General features: G+C 51.0%; 19 protein-coding genes. 8 read left to right on the top strand and 11 right to left on the bottom strand.

Annotated elements, in window-relative coordinates:
* Positions 1 to 3: 3 nt before the first annotated feature.
* From ABJU74_RS14740 to ABJU74_RS14720, 5 genes are read right to left on the bottom strand one after another with little or no spacing between them, the layout of a single operon-like run.
* Positions 4 to 180 carry a glutathione S-transferase gene (locus tag ABJU74_RS14740; RefSeq protein ID WP_348422856.1) on the bottom strand — a complete coding sequence of 59 codons (177 nt, stop codon included), beginning with the start codon at positions 178 to 180 and terminating at the stop codon, positions 4 to 6.
* A complete protein-coding gene (atpD, locus tag ABJU74_RS14735) occupies positions 181 to 1,626 on the bottom strand; it encodes a F0F1 ATP synthase subunit beta (RefSeq protein ID WP_348385403.1) in 1,446 nt (481 codons plus the stop codon).
* A 23-nt stretch (positions 1,627 to 1,649) separates the two neighbouring features.
* Entirely contained in the window at positions 1,650 to 2,525 is an 876-nt protein-coding gene (locus ABJU74_RS14730) for a F0F1 ATP synthase subunit gamma (protein WP_348385404.1), read from the bottom strand.
* Positions 2,525 to 4,054 carry a F0F1 ATP synthase subunit alpha gene (gene atpA, locus ABJU74_RS14725; RefSeq protein WP_348385405.1) on the bottom strand — a complete coding sequence of 510 codons (1,530 nt, stop codon included), beginning with the start codon at positions 4,052 to 4,054 and terminating at the stop codon, positions 2,525 to 2,527. The genes ABJU74_RS14730 and atpA overlap by 1 nt, the downstream gene beginning before the upstream one ends.
* Before the next feature lie 10 nt (positions 4,055 to 4,064).
* Positions 4,065 to 4,619, bottom strand: coding sequence for a F0F1 ATP synthase subunit delta (locus ABJU74_RS14720; protein WP_348385406.1), 555 nt, complete (start codon positions 4,617 to 4,619; stop codon positions 4,065 to 4,067).
* 279 nt (positions 4,620 to 4,898) lie between these two features.
* On the opposite strand from ABJU74_RS14720, the gene ada reads away from it, so the two are divergent.
* Positions 4,899 to 5,939 (top strand): bifunctional DNA-binding transcriptional regulator/O6-methylguanine-DNA methyltransferase Ada, encoded by a 1,041-nt coding sequence (ada, locus tag ABJU74_RS14715; protein WP_348385407.1) that lies wholly within the window; start codon positions 4,899 to 4,901, stop codon positions 5,937 to 5,939.
* A complete protein-coding gene (locus tag ABJU74_RS14710) occupies positions 5,936 to 6,679 on the top strand; it encodes an isocitrate lyase/phosphoenolpyruvate mutase family protein (RefSeq protein ID WP_348385408.1) in 744 nt (247 codons plus the stop codon). Before ada ends, ABJU74_RS14710 begins: the two co-directional genes overlap by 4 nt.
* Here ABJU74_RS14710 and ABJU74_RS14705 read toward each other — a convergent pair.
* The 3 genes from ABJU74_RS14705 to ABJU74_RS14695 form a co-directional block, all read right to left on the bottom strand.
* Complete coding sequence (locus ABJU74_RS14705) at positions 6,676 to 7,920, bottom strand: MFS transporter (protein ID WP_348385409.1); 1,245 nt, start codon at positions 7,918 to 7,920, stop codon at positions 6,676 to 6,678. The genes ABJU74_RS14710 and ABJU74_RS14705 overlap by 4 nt on opposite strands.
* Entirely contained in the window at positions 7,917 to 9,464 is a 1,548-nt protein-coding gene (locus tag ABJU74_RS14700) for a trypsin-like peptidase domain-containing protein (RefSeq protein ID WP_348385410.1), read from the bottom strand. The genes ABJU74_RS14705 and ABJU74_RS14700 overlap by 4 nt, the downstream gene beginning before the upstream one ends.
* 121 nt (positions 9,465 to 9,585) lie before the next feature.
* On the bottom strand, positions 9,586 to 11,763 hold the full coding sequence (locus ABJU74_RS14695) for a primosomal protein N' (protein ID WP_348385411.1): 2,178 nt from the start codon (positions 11,761 to 11,763) through the stop codon (positions 9,586 to 9,588).
* Between the two features lie 74 nt (positions 11,764 to 11,837).
* On the opposite strand from ABJU74_RS14695, the gene ABJU74_RS14690 reads away from it, so the two are divergent.
* Both ABJU74_RS14690 and fsa read left to right on the top strand, forming a co-directional pair.
* Positions 11,838 to 12,518 (top strand): DUF4197 domain-containing protein, encoded by a 681-nt coding sequence (locus ABJU74_RS14690; protein ID WP_348385412.1) that lies wholly within the window; start codon positions 11,838 to 11,840, stop codon positions 12,516 to 12,518.
* Positions 12,519 to 12,652: 134 nt separating this feature from the next.
* Positions 12,653 to 13,306 (top strand): fructose-6-phosphate aldolase, encoded by a 654-nt coding sequence (gene fsa, locus ABJU74_RS14685; RefSeq protein WP_348385413.1) that lies wholly within the window; start codon positions 12,653 to 12,655, stop codon positions 13,304 to 13,306.
* 67 nt (positions 13,307 to 13,373) lie between these two features.
* Here fsa and ABJU74_RS14680 read toward each other — a convergent pair whose 3' ends face one another.
* A complete protein-coding gene (locus ABJU74_RS14680) occupies positions 13,374 to 14,603 on the bottom strand; it encodes a penicillin-binding protein activator (protein WP_348385414.1) in 1,230 nt (409 codons plus the stop codon).
* 1 nt (position 14,604) lies between these two features.
* On the opposite strand from ABJU74_RS14680, the gene rsmI reads away from it, so the two are divergent.
* The 4 genes from rsmI (at position 14,605) to ABJU74_RS14660 (ending at position 17,814) form a co-directional block, all read left to right on the top strand.
* A complete protein-coding gene (rsmI, locus tag ABJU74_RS14675) occupies positions 14,605 to 15,450 on the top strand; it encodes a 16S rRNA (cytidine(1402)-2'-O)-methyltransferase (RefSeq protein WP_348385415.1) in 846 nt (281 codons plus the stop codon).
* On the top strand, positions 15,447 to 15,815 hold the full coding sequence (locus ABJU74_RS14670) for a YraN family protein (protein WP_348385416.1): 369 nt from the start codon (positions 15,447 to 15,449) through the stop codon (positions 15,813 to 15,815). Before rsmI ends, ABJU74_RS14670 begins: the two co-directional genes overlap by 4 nt.
* 34 nt (positions 15,816 to 15,849) lie before the next feature.
* Positions 15,850 to 16,797, top strand: a complete 948-nt coding sequence (gene gshB, locus ABJU74_RS14665; RefSeq protein WP_348385417.1) for a glutathione synthase — start codon at positions 15,850 to 15,852, stop codon at positions 16,795 to 16,797.
* Between the two features lie 144 nt (positions 16,798 to 16,941).
* A complete protein-coding gene (locus tag ABJU74_RS14660; RefSeq protein WP_348385418.1) occupies positions 16,942 to 17,814 on the top strand; it encodes a Rieske (2Fe-2S) protein in 873 nt (290 codons plus the stop codon).
* Between the two features lie 44 nt (positions 17,815 to 17,858).
* Here ABJU74_RS14660 and ABJU74_RS14655 read toward each other — a convergent pair whose 3' ends face one another.
* Together ABJU74_RS14655 and ABJU74_RS14650 are read right to left on the bottom strand one after the other, a co-directional pair.
* Positions 17,859 to 18,494, bottom strand: a complete 636-nt coding sequence (locus ABJU74_RS14655; protein ID WP_348385419.1) for a class I SAM-dependent methyltransferase — start codon at positions 18,492 to 18,494, stop codon at positions 17,859 to 17,861.
* A complete protein-coding gene (locus ABJU74_RS14650) occupies positions 18,494 to 19,393 on the bottom strand; it encodes a tyrosine recombinase XerC (protein ID WP_348385420.1) in 900 nt (299 codons plus the stop codon). The genes ABJU74_RS14655 and ABJU74_RS14650 overlap by 1 nt, the downstream gene beginning before the upstream one ends.
* Between the last annotated feature and the right edge of the window lie 64 nt (positions 19,394 to 19,457).

Genomic DNA, 19,457 nt, shown 5'->3' with positions numbered 1-19,457 from the left:
TCTTCAGTCCTGTATCGCTGCATCAAACATGGATGCGGCTTTCTCAAATTTGTCCCGGCACCCCGTATTGCAAAAGCCGACGACCGCTCCCTTATATTCCGTCAAAGAGTCTGCCGAAACTGGGTCTCCCGACCAAGGACAGATCTCATTGACGCAATCTTCGAGGCGCAAGTCTGCCATTTAGGCTGCCTCTGCTGCCAGTTTCTTGCCTTTTTCAAGCGCTTCTTCAATGCCGCCAACCATATAGAAGGCATTTTCTGGAAGGTGATCATATTCACCATCCACAACCGCTTTGAACGAATTGATCGTATCTTCAAGATCAACAAACTTACCCGAAATGCCGGTAAAGACTTCCGCAACGTGGAAAGGCTGAGACAGGAACTTCTGGATCTTACGCGCACGGGCGACGACCAGCTTATCTTCTTCGGACAGCTCGTCCATACCAAGAATGGCGATAATATCTTGCAGCGATTTATATTTCTGCAAGATTTCCTGAACAGCGCGAGCGGTGTCATAATGTTCCTGACCCACAACGCGGGGTTCGAGAACCCGAGAAGTTGAATCAAGCGGGTCAACCGCGGGATAGATACCCAATTCGGAAATCGCCCGGTTCAAAACCGTGGTGGCGTCCAAGTGGGCAAAGCTGGTTGCCGGTGCAGGGTCGGTCAAGTCATCGGCAGGAACATAAATCGCCTGAACCGAAGTAATCGAACCCTTGTTGGTGGACGTAATCCGCTCTTGCAACTGACCCATGTCGGTGGACAGGGTTGGCTGATAGCCCACAGCCGAAGGAATGCGGCCAAGAAGCGCGGACACTTCCGAACCAGCCTGCGTGAAGCGGAAGATGTTATCAACGAAGAACAAAACGTCCTGGCCTTCAACGTCACGGAAATATTCCGCGATGGTCAGACCGGACAAAGCCACACGAGCACGCGCTCCTGGAGGCTCGTTCATCTGACCGTATACGAGGGCCACTTTGGAACCTTCGGAGGTTGCGTTACCGTCTTCGCCCTTGGCGATAACATTCGCGTCGAGAAATTCGTGGTAAAGGTCATTGCCTTCGCGGGTCCGTTCCCCGACACCAGCGAAAACGGACGTACCGCCATGGCCTTTAGCAATATTGTTGATCAGTTCCTGAATAAGCACGGTCTTGCCCACGCCGGCGCCGCCGAACAGGCCAATTTTACCGCCTTTGGCATATGGTGCGAGCAGATCGACAACTTTAATGCCGGTAACAAGAATTTCACTATCCGTGGACTGATCCACAAAAGCAGGCGCTTCTGCGTGGATAGGGGCGGTGGTCTTGTGGCCAATTGGGCCAAGCTCATCAATAGGATCGCCAACCACGTTCATAATCCGGCCCAGTGTTTCAGGACCAACAGGCATGTTGATCTGCGCGCCCGTATCGGTCACTTCCTGACCGCGGGTCAAACCTTCGGTCGCATCCATAGCGATTGTACGCACGGTGTTTTCGCCGAGATGCTGTGCAACTTCGAGCACCAACCGGTTGCCGTTATTGTCGGTTTCCAATGCCGAGAGAATGGCCGGGATATCCGTATCAAAAGTTACGTCGACGACAGCGCCGATAACCTGTGAAATGCGGCCTACATTGTTGGTTTTTGCCATTTTTCTTTCCTTGCGTACTTGCTTTAAAGCGCTTCAGCGCCAGCGATAATTTCAATCAATTCGGTTGTAATAGCAGCTTGACGGCTACGATTATATTCGATGGTCAAGCTATCAATCAGATCACCGGCATTGCGCGTGGCATTGTCCATGGCGGTCATCGACGCGCCTTGTTCGGATGCCATATTTTCAAGCAATGCGCCGAATATCTGGGTGGTCAGGTTGCGCGGGAGCAATTCGGTAAGAATGGCTTCCTCTTCGGGTTCATATTCCGTTGATGCACCGGATGCTTCTTCACCAGAACTGTCCAATGCGACCGGAATAATCTGCTGCGCTGTTGGTTCTTGAACCAGAGCCGATCTGAACTTTGAAAAGAACAAATGAGCGACATCAAACTTGCCCTCTTCAACCATGGTGGTCAAATCTTCGGCAATGGCTTTGGCTTCTTCAAAACCCGGTGTCTTTGCGTCTGAAGTATCAAAATGTTTGACGATTTTATCTTCATAAAGACGTTTGATCACCGGTATGCCTTTGCGGCCAACCATGTAGAACAATACGGTCTTGCCATTTTCCAAAAGCTCTTCGGCTTTCACGCGGGCTTCTTTGACGATATTGGCATTAAAGGCCCCGCACAGGCCGCGATCGGAGGTTGCGACAACCAGAAGATGCACTTGATCCTTACCCGTTCCGGCAAGAAGCTTCGGTGAATTTTCATCCACCGTCACTTTTCCAGCAAGACTAGCCATGACTTTCGCCATTTCTGTTGCGTAAGGTCGCGCCGCTTCAGCTGCCATCTGCGCCCGGCGCAATTTGGCAGCGGCCACCATTTTCTTGGCCTTGGTGATCTTCTGGGTCGATTTGACCGACCCGATCCGATCCTTAAGTTCCTTGAGCGAAGCCATTAGGCAAAGCTCTTGCCAAAGGCGGTCAAAGCGTCTTCCAATTTGGCTTTGGTATCATCTGCCAGATCGCCACTGTCGCGAATGGTCTTGAGAATATCAGCATGGTCGGAACGCATATGCGCCAACATTGCTTCTTCATAGCGCACAACATCATTAACAGCGACCTTGTCGAGATGGCCATTAGTACCAGCATAGATAGAAGCGGTTTGCTCTTCAAAAGCCAGCGGAGAGAATTGCGCTTGTTTGAGTAGCTGGGTCAACCGTTCGCCGCGCGCCAACAATTGCTGGGTGGACGCATCAAGATCAGAACCGAACTGCGCAAAGGCCGCCATTTCGCGATATTGCGCGAGATCGAGTTTAATCGAGCCGGAAACCTTTTTCATTGCCTTCGTTTGTGCAGCGGAACCCACACGCGAAACCGACAGGCCCACGTTAATCGCAGGACGGATGCCTTGGTTGAACAAGTCGGTCTCGAGGAAAATCTGACCGTCGGTGATAGAAATCACATTGGTAGGGATATAAGCAGAAACGTCACCAGCCTGCGTTTCAATGATTGGCAATGCCGTCAAAGAACCAGAACCATTATCTTCGTTCATTTTCGCAGCCCGTTCAAGCAAACGGCTATGTAGATAGAAAACGTCACCAGGATAAGCTTCACGGCCCGGAGGACGACGAAGCAACAGGGACATTTGGCGATAAGCCACAGCCTGCTTGGAAAGGTCGTCATAAACGATACAAGCGTGCATGCCGTTGTCGCGGAAATATTCGCCCATTGTCACACCGGTATAAGGAGCAAGATATTGCAGCGGGGCAGGCTCGGAAGCAGAAGCCGCAACAACGATAGAATATTCCATCGCGCCATTTTCTTCCAGCTGACGAACAATTTGCGCAACGGTTGAGCGCTTTTGGCCCACCGCAACATAAATACAATAAAGCTTTTTGCCTTCGTCATCTCCGGTGTTGACGGTTTTCTGGTTGATGAATGTGTCAATCGCCACAGCCGTCTTCCCGGTTTGGCGGTCACCGATGATCAATTCGCGTTGACCACGTCCCACTGGAACCAGGGCGTCGAGCGCTTTGAGGCCGGTTTGGACAGGCTCATGAACTGATTTACGCGGGATAATGCCTGGCGCCTTAACTTCAACGCGGCTCCGATCCTTTGTTTTGATCGGACCTTTTCCGTCAATGGGATTGCCCAATCCGTCTACGACGCGGCCGAGAAGTTCTTTGCCAATCGGCACGTCAACAATTGTACCGGTCCGCTTAACAACATCGCCTTCTTTAATGTCGGCGTCAGAACCGAAAATAACCACACCGACATTGTCAGCTTCAAGGTTCAAGGCCATGCCCTGTGTACCGTTGGAGAATTCTACCATCTCACCGGCTTGCACTTGATCAAGGCCGTGAATACGGGCGATGCCATCACCGACTGCCAGCACGGTGCCTACTTCGGAGACCTGAGCCTCATTGCCAAAATTGGCGATTTGATCTTTGATGACCTTTGAAATTTCTGCTGCGCGAATATCCATGTTTCTTCCTTTAGCCTTTCATGGCCTGAGATAGCGTGTTCAAACGGGTTTTAATTGAGTTGTCGATCATTTGGCTGCCGATTTTTACAACCAAACCGCCCAAAATAGAGGGATCAACGAGGGTAGAGACCGAAACGTCGCTTCCTACCCTTTTCTTAAGCTGCGCTTTGAGCGCATCAATTTGCGTGTCATCGAGGGGATGAGCCGAGGTGATCTCAGCAGTAATTTCGCCTCGGTGGCCGGATGCCAATGTTGAAAAGGCTCTGATGACTGCAGGAATTTGATCCAAACGGCGATTGGTCGCGAGAACTCCTAGAACGTTGGTTGTTAGATCATCCAACTTCATTTTATTCGCGATTCCTGCAATCGCTTTGCCAGCGTCTGCGCGAGAAAGGACTGGGCTGCTGATCAATGCATTTAGATCGTCCGATTCGCTCATCGATTTTTGAAGCGAGGCGAGGCTGGCTTCGACTTTTTCAATGGCTTTGTTTTCGGTGGCTAAAGCAAACAGAGCAGTGGCGTAACGCCCTGCTAAACTCGCTCTAATGCCGCTGGAATTCTCCACGCGCTCGTTACTCCGTGCCTGTATTATTGACCTGATAATCTGGCCAAAAAACTGGTAAGTGATATGTGCCCATTGGCAGGCGAATTACAACGCGCCTTGCCTTTAGTTGGGCGGCGTCTAGCAACCATTTTGCTGCGATGCAAGATGGCTCTCAATGGCTTTTTGAAGAATAGGAAAAAAGGCAGTTTTTCAAGCGATTGGATTATCTCACAGGTAAGATTTTGCTTTGATCGCAAGATACGGGATGCGGGCATCACAAAAGGCTGGCAAAAGATTGGCATGAATAACGATGATTCCTTGATAGACGAGCATAGAGCTTGGCAGGCAGTTTCCGCCCGCGACCGGTCTTATGACGGCAAGTTTGTCACCGGCGTGCTGACAACGGGCATTTATTGCCGCCCATCTTGCGCTGCGCGGCATCCCAAGCGCGAGAATGTTCGTTTTTTTGCAAAGCCTGAACAAGCCGAGGCCACGGGGTTGCGGGCTTGTTTACGCTGCATGCCCAAAGATGTGATGCGGGATGAAGCCGCGGTCAAAGCAGCGATCAATGCCATAAGAACAGCGGAATCGGCGCTAACGCTTAACGAACTTGGGGCCATAACCGGCTATTCGCCAACGCATTTGCAGCGCATATTCAAGCGCGAAACAGGATTATCACCAGCTGCTTATTTGCGGGCGTTGCGATCCGAAAGGGCGAAACAAGCTTTGGAAGATGGTATTTCTGTAACCGAGGCGATCTACAAAGCGGGCTACGGATCCGCATCCCGATTTTACGCAGATAATGGAAAGAGACTTGGTATGAAACCTAGTGCTTGGATTAATGGTGGAGCAGGCGTTTCCATTCAATGGGCTATTATATCCACCTCTTTAGGTGAGATGTTGGTGGCAGCGACCGATAAAGGGGTTTGCTGTTTGTCTTTTAACGAAGGCGAACAAGCCTTGCGGGAGCGTTTCCCATTGGCCGATTTGCAACCGGGTGATGAGAAGTTTCACATACTTGTAAAGCAAGTCACCGAATATGTCGAAAAACCCAAAGGTTTCAATAAGATACCGCTCGACGTCCAAGGAACAGCATTTCAAGAAGCTGTTTGGCAGGAATTGCAGAAAATCCCGCTTGGCGAAACCCGCAGCTATGCAGCTATTGCCAAAGCTATTGGTAAGCCCAAAGCGGTGCGGGCTGTGGGTAGTGCTAATGGCGCCAATAATGTGGCTGTGTTGATACCTTGTCATCGGGTTGTCCGGAGCGACGGGTCGATCGGCGGCTATGCTTATGGTCTCGAAATCAAAGAGGGTTTGCTCAAAAAGGAAACAGCAAAATGAGTGACAAGATTCAAACATTGGCCAATTTGCATAAACCGGGAGATCCCTTGCTATTGTTTAACATATGGGATGCGGGAAGCGCCCAGATTGTGGCGCGTGCCGGGGCCAAGGCCATTGCCACAGGCAGTCTTTCAGTGGCTGGAGCACAAGGGTTTGAAGATGGCGAAAAACTACCGCTTTCCTTTGCACAAACCAACGCAAGCCATATTGCTTCGGCAGTGGATATTCCGGTTACGGTTGATCTGGAAACCGGATATGGCGCAGAGCCTACGGCCGTTGGTGAGAGCGCTCTATTGATGAAAGCTGTTGGCGTCGCGGGACTAAACGTGGAAGATCAGAACTTATCTGCCGGTGGCTTACGAAGTCCCGCTGATCAGGAAAAGCGACTAAAAGCTGCAGCAGATACGGGATTGTTTATCAACGCCCGAACCGATTTGTTCATTCAAACAGCGATTGCGGATCATGATGAAAAACTGGTCACGGATGCGTTTGAACGTTGTCAATTTTATGCCGACGCGGGCGCGCGGAGCTTCTTTGTACCCTTTCTTTCGGACGAAAAATTAATCGGGCTACTTTGTGATAAATCGCCGTTGCCGGTCAATATTATGAAAATGCCAGACATGTTGTCTGTTGCGCAGCTGGCAGCGTTGGGTGTTGCACGGATTAGCTATGGACCAGGACCATGGCGCGCGGCGATGGAGGCGTTTGAAGCGGAGGCGCAGCAAATATATCGAAACTAGTTTTGAATGTCTGGATCCGGTTTACGATCCGCAGCCGGCTTGATGATGATCAGCAAAATCAACGGAATCAAACCTATGCATGCCGCGATGGCAAAGGGCGCGCCGACAAAACGGAACGGAGCAGCGTCACTAGTAAAATAGGACAATGATCCGTTATATAAAAGCGGTGCGATCATTGCAGCCAAAGCCGCCAGACTGCCATTAAAACCCTGCAATTCACCCTGCATATTTGCTGGTGTCCGACGAGACATCATAGCGTTGATGCTTGGCATTGCCATGCCCTGGACGCCCACAAACAGACAAAGCGCTATCGCCATCCAGCTGATATCAACAACCATATAGAAAACGAAAATAACAACGGCGACAAATATCCCGAATATCGCTGTTTTGCGCTCGCCAATAGCGCTGACAAAGCGGCCAATGAGCAAGGCTTGTACGAGCGCCATGGAAAGTCCGACACAGGTGAGCGAGAGTCCCACCATGCGACTGTCCCAACCATATTGCGCTGGCGCGAAAAAAGACCAGCTGCTTGGATAGATGGAACTGCTGAGCATCCACAAAAAATAGATCATCGCGACGCCCAAGAGATTTGGTAATTTCCCCAAATTCAACAAAGCGCCCAAGGGGTTGGCTCGTTTTATTTCAAAGGGGCGTTTGGCATCGGCCGCCATTGTTTCTGGGAATGCAAACCAGCCATAGATAAAGTTGAGAAAAGCCAATCCGCCAGCGACGAAAAAGGGAACCCGGGTACCAAAGTCGCCCAAAAACCCGCCAAGAGCGGGGCCTACAATGAAACCGATGCCAAAGGCAGCTCCCACCAGACCAAAGCTCTTGGCGCGATCCTCACTGCTTGAAATATCAGCCATGGCTGCATTGGCGGGTCCAAATATAGCGCCGAGGCCGCCGGCAATGGAACGACCAATGAACAGCCATATGATTGAGGGGGCGAAACCCATCAAAGCGAAATCAATGCCAAAGGCGAGAAGCGAAACCAGAAACACCGGACGACGGCCAAATCTGTCGCCGAGATTGCCAACCAACGGTCCCATTAAAAATTGGAAAAGAGCATAGGAAGCGCTAATTAAACCACCAATTAAAGTGGCTTCAGACAAGCTTACATCCTCTAATTCTTGGATGAGCTCGGGCAGGACCGGCATGATAATTCCAAAGCCAACCGAATAGATGAAAACGGTGAATAGAATGAAACGCGTGGCTGAACGCTGTTGCCGCTTTTCGATCATTGCGGCATTTTTTCACATTCATAAACGAGGCGTTCGTTTGTCTGCATCGGTAATTCGGAGCGGATGGCTTTGACCATTTCGTCTATATCAGACAGTGCTTTTTGATCGGACGTGCATGCCCGATTGCCATATTGGCTTCTGATCGCGCGGGCTTTTGTCATTGCAGACAATCCCAACAAATATCGTTCGGTGGTAAATTCAGATCGAGTCGGATCAAAGCTGCTAATCGTTACCGTTTGTTCTTCATTGGGCACGAAGACCCGCGACCACCTTACTCCATCTCGTCCATATTGGGTGCGACCATTCACACAACCGCTTTCGGACCAATCAATATCCAAATTGTCGACTTGAGAAACCGTGATACGGCTCCGTTCCGGATTGATACGGCATTGATATTTGCCATTGGTTGCGATCGTCATTGTTTTTCCGTCGGCATCTGTGTCCAATTTCTGTTCTTTCAGGGCAGCAGCAACACGGTCTTCAATTTCAGTAAATGCGGGCCGCGAGAGAAACACAAGTATCGCGCCAACGAGAAGCAAGGCAGCTCCTCCTGCTGTTCCGATCGCGGCCGTTCGCTTGCCTTGAATCATCAGATAGCCGGCACCGCCGACCGCGACGAGTGAGAGGACCAGCATTAACGCCGCTATCGCCATTTGGTTTTCGCGTTCAGTGATAATATCTTGCGAAATGGTTGTCCGCAGCTTTGTCTCGGCTTGTTGACGAGCAGCCGCCGCCGCCTTGTTTGCTGCCTCAATTTTGGCGCGAGCGGCCGCTTCCCGTTGACGTTCTTGCTGGCTAATATCAGCAGCGCTTCGGCAGGGTGCAGCGGTCAGCCCGGGTTTTACGCCAGCTTTGCGGAGAAAAGACAATATTTCACGGCTGGATACCGCAAAACCAAATTCCGCGTCATTGCCGTCAGAAAGTGATCCAAAACTATTGGCACCCAATATTCGGCCACAATGATCGATCAGCGGTCCGCCACTATTGCCGCTCGCGATTGGGGCCGTGTGCAAAATAGTATCAAACTCTTTGGTCGTGCGACCGCCAGAAACCGATCCACGGGTTTTGACAGGCGACATAGGGTTGATCAAATCATCAAGATTCAAGCCCTGTGCCCGGTCGACGGAACCGGGATATCCAATGGCAACGACATCAGCGCCATCACCGACAGGGCCACTGAAAACCGTCATTGCGGGAAGACGACCACCATCTTGCAATTGAATAAGAGCAAGATCGTTTCCGGGCGAATAGGCGATAACTTTACCGCCGTAGCTTTTTCCGCCTTGTGAAGGCACGATACCGATCACCACAGACTTTTCTTTCCGTGCGATTTCAACGACGTGGGCATTGGTCACAATTTTGTCGGGAGCGATAGCAAAACCGCTGCCATGGCCGACAAAAGCAACTTTGTTGCCATCGGTAGCCGCCAGAACAACCCGCACCACAGATCGGCTGGCAGCAGCGATATCGGCAGGATCTGCATGGGCTGGACTTGTCCCGAGCGCAGATAAGGCAATAATCAACAAAGCAAATAAACGATTCATCACCGGGCCTTCACTGTTTCAAGCCCAGCAAATGTCGCTGCGCTGTCATCATCAATAGCGCTACCATCCCGTGTGGTTGCGCAGCAAGCGCCCAATTCGCTTTTTCTCGATTTTCTGGTGGTCAGACAAAGCTATAAGGGTCAACATCAACTCCCACGCGGACGGCACGGGGCCATTCTAATTGATGGAGCCAATCGCGCAAAATATCCTGCAAATCGACAGCGCGATGTGCATGAACTAACAAGCGGTGCCGATGGCGACCGCGCAACATGGCTAAAGGCGCGGGAGCTGGGCCATAAACGGCAAACCCATCAAATTGCGGAGCGGTTTGACCGATAAGTCGGGCCGTCTCCATGGCTTCGGCATTGTCTTCCGATGAAATAATAATGGCCGCCAGCCTTGAAAATGGGGGCGCAGCAGCGATGCGGCGTGATTCGGTTTCGGCCGCGTAAAAGCCATCGCGGTCACCATTTATCAAGGCTTGAATCACCGCAGCGTCTGGCATGCGGGTTTGAACAAAAACATGGCCGGGCTTTTCGGCTCGACCAGCGCGACCAGCGACCTGTGCAATTTGTTGAAAACTGCGCTCAGCCGCACGCAAATCTCCGCCCTCCAGACCTATATCGGCATCGACAACGCCTACCAAAGTCAGGTTGGGGAAATGATAGCCTTTGGTCACCAATTGCGTGCCCACTACAATATCGATCGATCCGGCTTCCATTTGAGCGACAAACTCACCTGCTTTAGCTGGCGACCAAATGGTATCCGACGTCACAATCGCAGTTCGTGCCGCAGGGAATAGCATTTTTACCTCATCGCAAATTCTTTCAACGCCGGGACCGCAGGCGACCAACGAGTCTTCATCGCCGCATTCGGGGCAAGTTTCCGGCTGCGGCATTACATGGCCGCAATGATGACATGCAAGCCGTTTGGTGAGCCGATGCTCCACCATCCAAGCTGTGCAATTGGGGCAATTTATTCGAAATCCGCAAGTTCGGCACAAGGTGAGCGGCGCAAATCCTCGACGATTGAGAAACAGCAGCGACTGTTCTCCTTTATCGAGATTCTCCTCTAGCGCATTGATCAAATTCGGTGCGAGCCAAGAGCCCTTTGCCGGGATGTTTTGCGTGAGATCAAGAGCTTCGATTTTGGGCAATGTCGCGGCGCCAAATCGAGCCGGTAATTCCAAGAGCTCGTAATTGCCTTGTTCAACCTGATGGCGGCTTTCAATTGCAGGTGTTGCCGATGCCAAGACTACCGGTATCGATTCCTTTAGACCTCGCATCACAGCAACGTCCCGTGCATGATAGCGGACACCATCTTCTTGCTTGAAGCTAACCTCATGGGCTTCATCAACGATTATGAGGCCCAGGTCTTTATATGGCAGGAATAATGCAGACCGCGCACCGACGACTACTTTTGCTTGGCCATCGGCCAGAGCGCGCCAATTTTTTTTACGTTCTGACTGCTTGAGACCACTATGCCAAGCCAATGGTTCTGTTCCAAATCGCGTTTGAAAGCGATCTAAAAATGGTTCCGTCAAAGCGATTTCAGGGAGAAGGATCAATGTCTGTTTGTCTTGGCGTAAGGCTTCGGCAATGGCTTCGAAATAGACTTCGGTTTTTCCCGATCCGGTTACGCCGTCCAGGAGATAGGTTTTAAACGTTGAAGCCTTTACCGCACTGATTAAAATATCACTTACACGTTGTTGATCGGAACTCAGTTTCACCTTGCCAAAATCAGCTTGTGGCGTTGATAGCGATGCAATGGTGGATATTTCTTTGCGGTCCAGCGCGCCGGATTTCTCTAGACCGCGGATAACAGCGACCGAAACATCTGCCTTAAATGCCAACTCACTGATTGTGCCCTGTTCATCCTTGAGTTTTGCGAGCGCTTGCTCTCTTTGCGGTGTCATTCGAGCTGGAATATTGCCGTTCAGCCGATATTCGATTATCGGGCGACTGTCTGCAAAAGCTGCACCGCTGGACAAAACCATCCGCAAGACCAGAGCTGGCGAAGCAAAATAATATTGCGCTGTCCATTCAATGAGTCGACGCAGCGGAGCTGCAAGCGGCGGGACATCGCGGATTTCCAGCAAAGGCCGCAACTTCTTAAATGCAATCTCATCGCTTGGAAAACTTTCGGCTTCCCATACCACGCCGGGCACTTTGCGCGGTCCAAGTGGCGCTATCACAATCGTCCCGGGGGGAGCTTGCATCCCATCAGGCACGCGGTAGTCGAGCGGCCCTAACGCGGCATTGAGCAACAAAATTCTGACGCGATTATTCGTGCGATTCATAGCCTACCTATAAGGAGGCTTTGGCAATGCGTCACCAACTGGTATAGAAAGTTTGGGGATAGGGGAGCAAGATTATGCAATATGTAAATCGACGGAATATTTTGGCTATTGGACCGGCTGCGCTCGCGCTGACTCTTCCGGCATGTGCAAGTCTACCCACATTGAGTTTGACGGAGGCGATTAAACGCCTTTTGACATTGTCATCCCAAAATGCCTTTGCCGAACTGTTGCAACCCAATGGCTTTTTCGACAGCCAAGTGGCTCGTATTGCGGTGCCGGACAAATTGGGTGGATCGCGGGTAACCAGCATTGCGACTGCTTTGTTGCGGTCCAATGCCATTCAGAAACGCCTGTTAAAGCAAGTCAACCGGGCCGCCGAGAAAGGTGCTGATTTGGCCGCGCCTTTGATTGCGGATTCCATTCGAAACATGAGTATTGCCGATGCGGCAGCGATTATTAACGGCGGCGATCGAGCGGCGACAAGTTTGTTGCAAAGCCAATTGGGGCCAGCATTGGCCACTCGTATCTTACCTGGCGTAAGCGAAGGGCTTAACCTGTTCGACAATGAGGTGATAAACTTGGTTCTGTCACAAATCACAACCGTGAATTTTGATGACCTTAGCCGTGATGTCACCGGTAAAGTCAGCGAGTCTATCTATCAGGCTATTGGTGCCCAAGAGGCTCAGATCCGGGCCAATCCGCAAGCGACCAATGATCCGTTGCTTATTGGAGTCTTTGGACTCACAAACCGTTAGGCTAGCGGTGTTGGCCCACACACTATCCACAGATTTTTGCACAGGTTGACGGCAAGGCCGGTTTCGCCTTTCTAGGAAAGCCGTTAGGCGACTCGCACGCTTGCCATCCCATTTTTATCAGGAGCTAAGACCGCATGAAATTTTTTGTTGATACCGCTGATACTGCCGAGATAGCCGATTTGGCTGCGACCGGTATGGTCGATGGCGTAACGACCAATCCGTCGCTGATCAAAAAATCCGGACGCGATATTGTCGAAGTCACCAAAGAGATTTGCGGCCTCACCGATGGTCCAGTCTCTGCCGAAGTGGTCGCTCTTGATCATGATACCATGATGAAGGAAGCCGAAGTGCTCCGCAAAATCGCCGATAATGTCTGCATTAAAGTGCCGTTGACAATTGACGGTTTGAAAACCTGCAAAGCGTTGACCAGCGAAGGCACAATGGTCAATGTCACGCTTTGTTTTTCGGCCAATCAAGCTTTGCTGGCCGCAAAAGCTGGGGCGAGTTTTATCTCACCTTTTGTTGGCCGGCACGATGACAACGGCTTTGACGGGATGAAGCTGATTGATGATATCCGCTTAATCTATGATAATTACGCCTATGATACGGAAATTCTGGTCGCTTCCATTCGACATCCGGTTCATGTCTTAGAATCAGCACGGATTGGCGCCGATGTGGCGACAATGCCGCCCAATGTCATTCGCGGCCTGTTCAAGCATGTCCTAACCGACAAGGGTATTGACGGTTTTCTGAAAGACTGGGCGGATACAGGTCAAAATATCGGCTAAAGTCCGATAAGCAGTTTGGGCCCGATCTCATCTGAGATTGGCTAGTTCCAGTGACGGCAAGTTTCGACTAAAATCCGCGCGGTGCAGGATCAATGACAGTGAAACTGCCGCTGCGTACTTCTTGGACTTCAAGAGCGCGTTCCGAAATCCCGTTGCGACGAAAACGGAACACACCATCCAGACCGATAAACCCTCCCGAATCCGTGAGTTGCTTGATCGGGAAAGGAGTTCCCACTTTCCAGTTTTGCGCGACTTTAACCGTCAAGAGTACCGAGTCATATCCCAGACTGGATAGACGGAATGGCGCACGGCCATAGCGGTTACGATATTTCGTTGCATATTGCCGGTATAAATTATCTGAAACACTGGCGAACCAAGCGCCCCGCATGGCCGGAGCACCGGCTAGATTGCTGCTGGTATTCCACAAGTCGGTGCCAAGAATTTTGGCGGTTCCACTCGCATTTTTACGAATATAGGGCGCAGCTTTGATCGCCATTGTCCCATTATCCGCCAATAAGACCGCATCAAAACTTCCATTTTGGGCAAGCTTCTTGGTCGCGGCTTCAACTGATTTGGAATCCCGATTGAAATTTTGAATGGAAACCACCGTTCCACCGGCATCTTTCACCGACCGCAATAATGTCGATGATGCTCGCTGCCCATAAACGCCATTCGGCACTAAGGCGGCAAAGCGGTTCATTCCTTTTGACTTTGCATAGCCCACGACACGGTTAATGGATTGCGACGGAATGTGCCCCAGCAGGAACACATTATTGCCGGCTACACCGGCGTCGTTCGAAAAGCTTAAAATGGGAACACCCGCTGGACGGGCGATATTGGCTGTCGCGACAACATTATCGCTTAATAGAGGGCCGATGATCAGCTTGTTGCCATCGGAGACCGCTTTGCGCGCAGCAGCGGTCACGCCTTTTGCGGTATCATAGCTGGTCATGCGAATATTCTGCGCCTTGGTATCGAGCAGGGCAATCGTTGTGGCATTGGCCAAGGATTGTCCAACCCCAGCATTTTTTCCGGAAAGAGGAACAAGCAGAGCAATCCGGTGATGGGTCTGATCCGTCGGCAGGTTTCCCGTTACAGGAGGCGGCGTCGGCGTTGGTGCCGGGGGCGGTTCGGCACCCCGGGGGACGACGGTTTCACAACCCGCAAGAAAAATGACTGATGCCAATCCGGCATGTTTCAACACATTGCGACGGCTGCGACGCGTCTGGTCGGTTGGTGTGGTGGTTGATGATTTTTCATCTTGTCCTACACATAAACTATCTGTCATGGCGTTCATTATGTCTGCTCCCGTTGAACATGGCCTGTATATCGTTGCTACACCAATCGGCAACCTTGGAGATTTATCTCAGCGCGCGACAGATATCCTTCAAGTGGCCGATATCATCTTAGTTGAAGATTCAAGAGTGACCGGCAAGCTATTGAACTTTATAGAAAAAAAGGGAAATATGCGAGTCTATAATGACCATAAAGGCTTGCGAGAGCGTGAAGAAATTTTAGCCGCTATACATTGTAAAATTGTCGCACTTGTTAGCGATGCCGGTACGCCTTTAATTTCAGACCCTGGCTATAAACTGGTTCGCGATGCCCGCCAGCAAGGCGCTTATGTGACTACGATACCGGGGCCTAGCGCCGTGATCGCAGCCTTGACATTGTCCGGCCTGCCCAGCGATCGGTTTCTGTTTGAAGGATTTTTGCCGAGCAAGAAAAAGGCGCGCGGAGAGGCGTTGGCAGAGTTAGGCGCGATAAAGGCTACGCTGATATTCTACGAAAATGGATCCCGTTTGGGCGCCATGCTGGAAGATGCTTTGAACCAATTGGGCGATCGCCCAGCAGCGGTCATCCGAGAAATTACTAAGAAATTTGAAGAGACGGTGACTGGATCTTTGGCCGAATTGGCTGGTCGCTATGCGGCGGAGAAGCCGAAAGGTGAAATTGTTGTCATCGTCGGACCACCGGGCGCGGCGGCACCGGCTAGTGCCCAGGAGATTGAAGATGCGCTGCGTGAAGCGTTGCAGCGGTTGCCTGCCTCTAAAGCGGCCGGAGAAGTCGCCCGCGCCTTTGGTGCTGATAGAAAATCCTTATATGAACTGGCAAATCGTTGGAAAGCGGACAATCAGCAATGAAGGGCTCAGCCACCAAACGAGAGGAGGCTGAAAAACAAGGGCGCCGCGCCGAATATATTGCTGCGGGATGGCTACGATTGCACGGTTGGCGCATTTTGGCGCAGCGTGTCCGGACTCAGCGCGGTGAGATTGATTTGGTTGCCAAGCGCCGTTCAATAGTGGCTTTTGTCGAAGTCAAAGCCCGCTCTAAGGTCAAAGATCTTGAAACGGCAATAGATCATCATCGCCTCAAACGGGTCGCAGCCGCGGCAGAAATTCTATATGCAAAATATTGCAGCAATGGGGAAGATGCGCGCATTGATGTAATTTTGGTTGCACCGCGCCGATTGCCAACCCATTTACCTAATGTCTGGCATGGATTTTGATCCAGCCGCCCCGATCTTGTGAGAAAGCGATCTTATGACTCTGAAAATTGCCGTACAAATGGACCCTATGGAAGGCGTGAATATTTCTGGTGACAGTAGTTTCGCTCTGATGATTGCGGCGCAAAAAAGAGGGCATGATCTCTTTCATTATGACGTTAAAAATCTAACTTATTTAGCCGGTCGTCTGACCACCTTGGCGCATCCGGTAAAGGTGCAGCAGGTCGAAGGGGATCATTTTAAATTTGGCGAGCAGATCCGTCTGGATCTCGGGCGTGACGTGGATGTCGTCCTGATGCGTCAAGATCCTCCATTTGACGTTGGATATATCACCGCTACGCATCTGCTTGAACGGATTGAAAACGAAACATTGGTGGTCAATAACCCCGTGTCCGTTCGCAATGCGCCGGAAAAAGTCTATGTCCTGGACTATGCGCAGTTTATGCCTCCAACATTGATATCGCGCAATATTGATGAAATCAGAGACTTTCAGGCTGAGCATGGCGGTGTGGTGGTGAAACCGCTGCACGGCAATGGCGGAAAGGCTATTTTTCTTGTGCCGGAAGATGGCAGCAATTTGAGCGCATTGATTGAAGTCTTTAATCAGACTTGGCCTGAACCGCATATGGTGCAGCCGTTTCTTCCCGAAGTGCAGGATGGCGATAAACGTATTGTCCTAGTGGATGGGGAAGTGGCCGGCGCCATTAATCGCAAACCCGGAAAAGGAGAGTTCCGATCCAATCTGGCGCAAGGCGGTTATGCGGAAGCGGCGGATTTGACTGAACGAGAGAAAGAAATTTGTGCGGCTATGGGGCCTGATTTGAAGCGGCTAGGTCTGCTATTTGTCGGTATTGACGTGATTGGCGGCAAGTGGCTCACCGAGATTAATGTCACATCACCTACCGGTATCGTAGCGATTGATAAATTTAATGGAACGGATACTGCCGGGATGATCTGGGATGCAATTGAAGCGCGATTGTCGTAGATATTCCATCAATCCGAAAGTGATTGCCGCTCTCTTCGGCTCACACGGTGGATATGGCCACCATGCCCTTCCAATAACCTGCAGATTTTGATAAAGATTTTGTGCCGGACGCAGGGCCTTGGCAATAAATCATCAGAGGGTGTTATGCGACAAGATAGAGACAATACCCGCTTCGCCGAGCGATCAAATCATGTGGATTATGACGCGATTGCGCAGCTGCATTATTTGGGAAATTACGTCCGCAAACTGCCGGTTAAAATGCCGAGAATGATAGAAAATGCCTATGATTGGGAACATCTTCCTTTTGTTCATCAAACTTCCTTTTCCAATATTGCCTTGATCGATTCTGGTGCTTGGGGTTGGCGTGCAAAAGTTGGGTTGCCGCCAGAACACAGCGACAATTATCAAATTTTAGAACTATTGGTCGATGCTTCCCAAAATTATTGGGCAACAACGGTTTTGGAAGGGCAGGGCGCTGGCATAGAAATTCATACACAGGCTAGCGAAATATCCGCTGATGATATTGAAGTGGACGTCCAATTTTATCTTCCACAAGCACCCGAACCTGCGGTCCAATCTGATATGATATTGGGTTTTATGCAAAATCAATATCGCCAGCTTTATGATGAAGATCTGGGGTTGATGGAAGGACGCCAGTCAGCCTTAGACCGCAAGAAATGCGAATCCAGCGATGCACATGCAGAAAGCGAAAAATTCGTCGCGGCGCGCGCGGACATGGATCGGGAACATTCTTATATTGTGATATTTTCTGGACACCGATTTGTCGTTCGATATTGGCAAGATCAGTGGATAGCGCATAGTGCGATATGCCCGCATTTGCTGGGTCCACTTGAGGAAGCCACGATTGATGCCAAAGGGCAAATACGCTGCCCTTGGCATGGTTATCGTTTTGACGTGCAATCGGGGAAAAATATTGGCGAACAATGCGGATCGCTCAAGGCCGCACCGCAAATTATGGAGCGTGATGGCAATATTTACCTCGCGCGATCAGCTTAGGCTAGCGTCCAAAGGCGCTGCCTTGGCCTGATGCGGAAGTGGTCTTAAGGGCAGGATTTTTGCGATGCCAGAATGATCGAGCGCCCGAGCGCTTCTGGATCTTCTGAAACATAGCTGACATTTTCAAAGCCATATTGGTGTAAAAGCCTTTGATATTCTTCCGGGAACAGGCTGGCATGATAGACCGTTTCACCGGCTACTGTGCCGGTAACTTCCCCTTCACCGGTGCCGACGGTAAGGAGGATCGCACCACCGGCTTTTACCTTTTGACTGAGCAAGGGCAAAAGGTGGCGTTGTTGTGGGATGGAAAGATGAAAAAAACCATCCCAACTGTAAATGCCATCAAACTTGCCCTCCACATGGAACTGAGTCATATCTTGCACATGCCATTGGGCCTGTGGATAATGTCTTTGCGCCAAATTGATCATGGTCGGGGCATAATCAATACCGACAAGATCATGCCCAGCCGCCAGAAAATATCCTGCGACCGGAATGCCGGAACCGCATCCCAGATCGAGTAATCTTCCCCGTGCGGGAAGCGTCGATAAAAATTGATCCAGCCATGGTTTTTCATAAAGCGAAGTAGAACGGATCTGGTCCCAGTTATCGGCTTGGCGTTCATATACGGATTGCGTGGACCGCCGAATTTCATCCATCTGCTGTGGATCATCAAGTAACATTAGTCTGCTCGCGGATGGGAATTTTGGTAAACATCGAGCAAGTGCGCTGTGTCTACCGCGGTATAGACTTGGGTGCTGCTTAGGCTCGCATGGCCCAGCAGTTCTTGCAGGCTTCTAAGATCCGCGCCACCGGCCAACAAATGGGTGGCAAAGCTATGGCGCAAGGCATGCGGAGTTGTCTTATCGGAAATACCCAGTTTGCCGCGGGCCTGCTGCACCACTCGGCGAATAATATTGGGCGATAAGGGGCCGCCACGTTTGCCCCTAAACAAATTATGTTCTGCGGTGACGGGATAGGGACAAAGGCTCAAATAATGATCAATCGCATCCCGAACCTGCGGCAGAAGGGGAACGAGACGGGTTTTGCCCCGCTTGCCGGTAACCCGCAATATATCAGACAAGGGCAGGGCATCACCAGTGAGATCGAGCGCCTCACTAATCCGCAGGCCAGATCCATATAAGAGCAGAAGAACCGCCCAATCTCGCGCACCGATCCAATCATCGGATGCGTTTTCGGCAATATCCTGCGCCATTGCAACAATATCATCGGGGGAGGCTGGGCGCGGCACGCCGCGCGTGACCTTGGGCCCCTTGATCTTCGGAATTTGATGGCCATCGCCGCCGACAAATTTCAGAAAAGCACGAATAGCGGAAAGCTCGCGGGCGGCGCTGTTATTGGACAAATGTTCAGACCGGCGAAAGGCGAGATAAGATCTGATGTCAGTCTGCGCGAGGGCCTTGATTGCGCCGCGACTAGGAGTCTGTCCGAGATGCTCTTTGAGAAAGGTGCAAAACCGTTCTGCGGTGATGATATACGCCCGGATTGTATGCGGAGACCGGCGCCGGCCATCCCGCAAATGCTGAGAAAATTGGTCAATAAGAGCGATGGTGTCGGACATTAGGTTGAAACTAGCAGCGATAGCAGGAAAATCCAAATGGGGCCGGCAGGCATGGTGCCGGTTT

It is taken from the genome of Parasphingorhabdus sp. (assembly GCF_039982415.1).
Classification (GTDB): Bacteria; Pseudomonadota; Alphaproteobacteria; order Sphingomonadales; family Sphingomonadaceae; genus Parasphingorhabdus.
The sequence above is the reverse complement of the archived record's forward strand: the minus strand, read 5'-3'. Positions and strand labels throughout refer to the sequence as shown.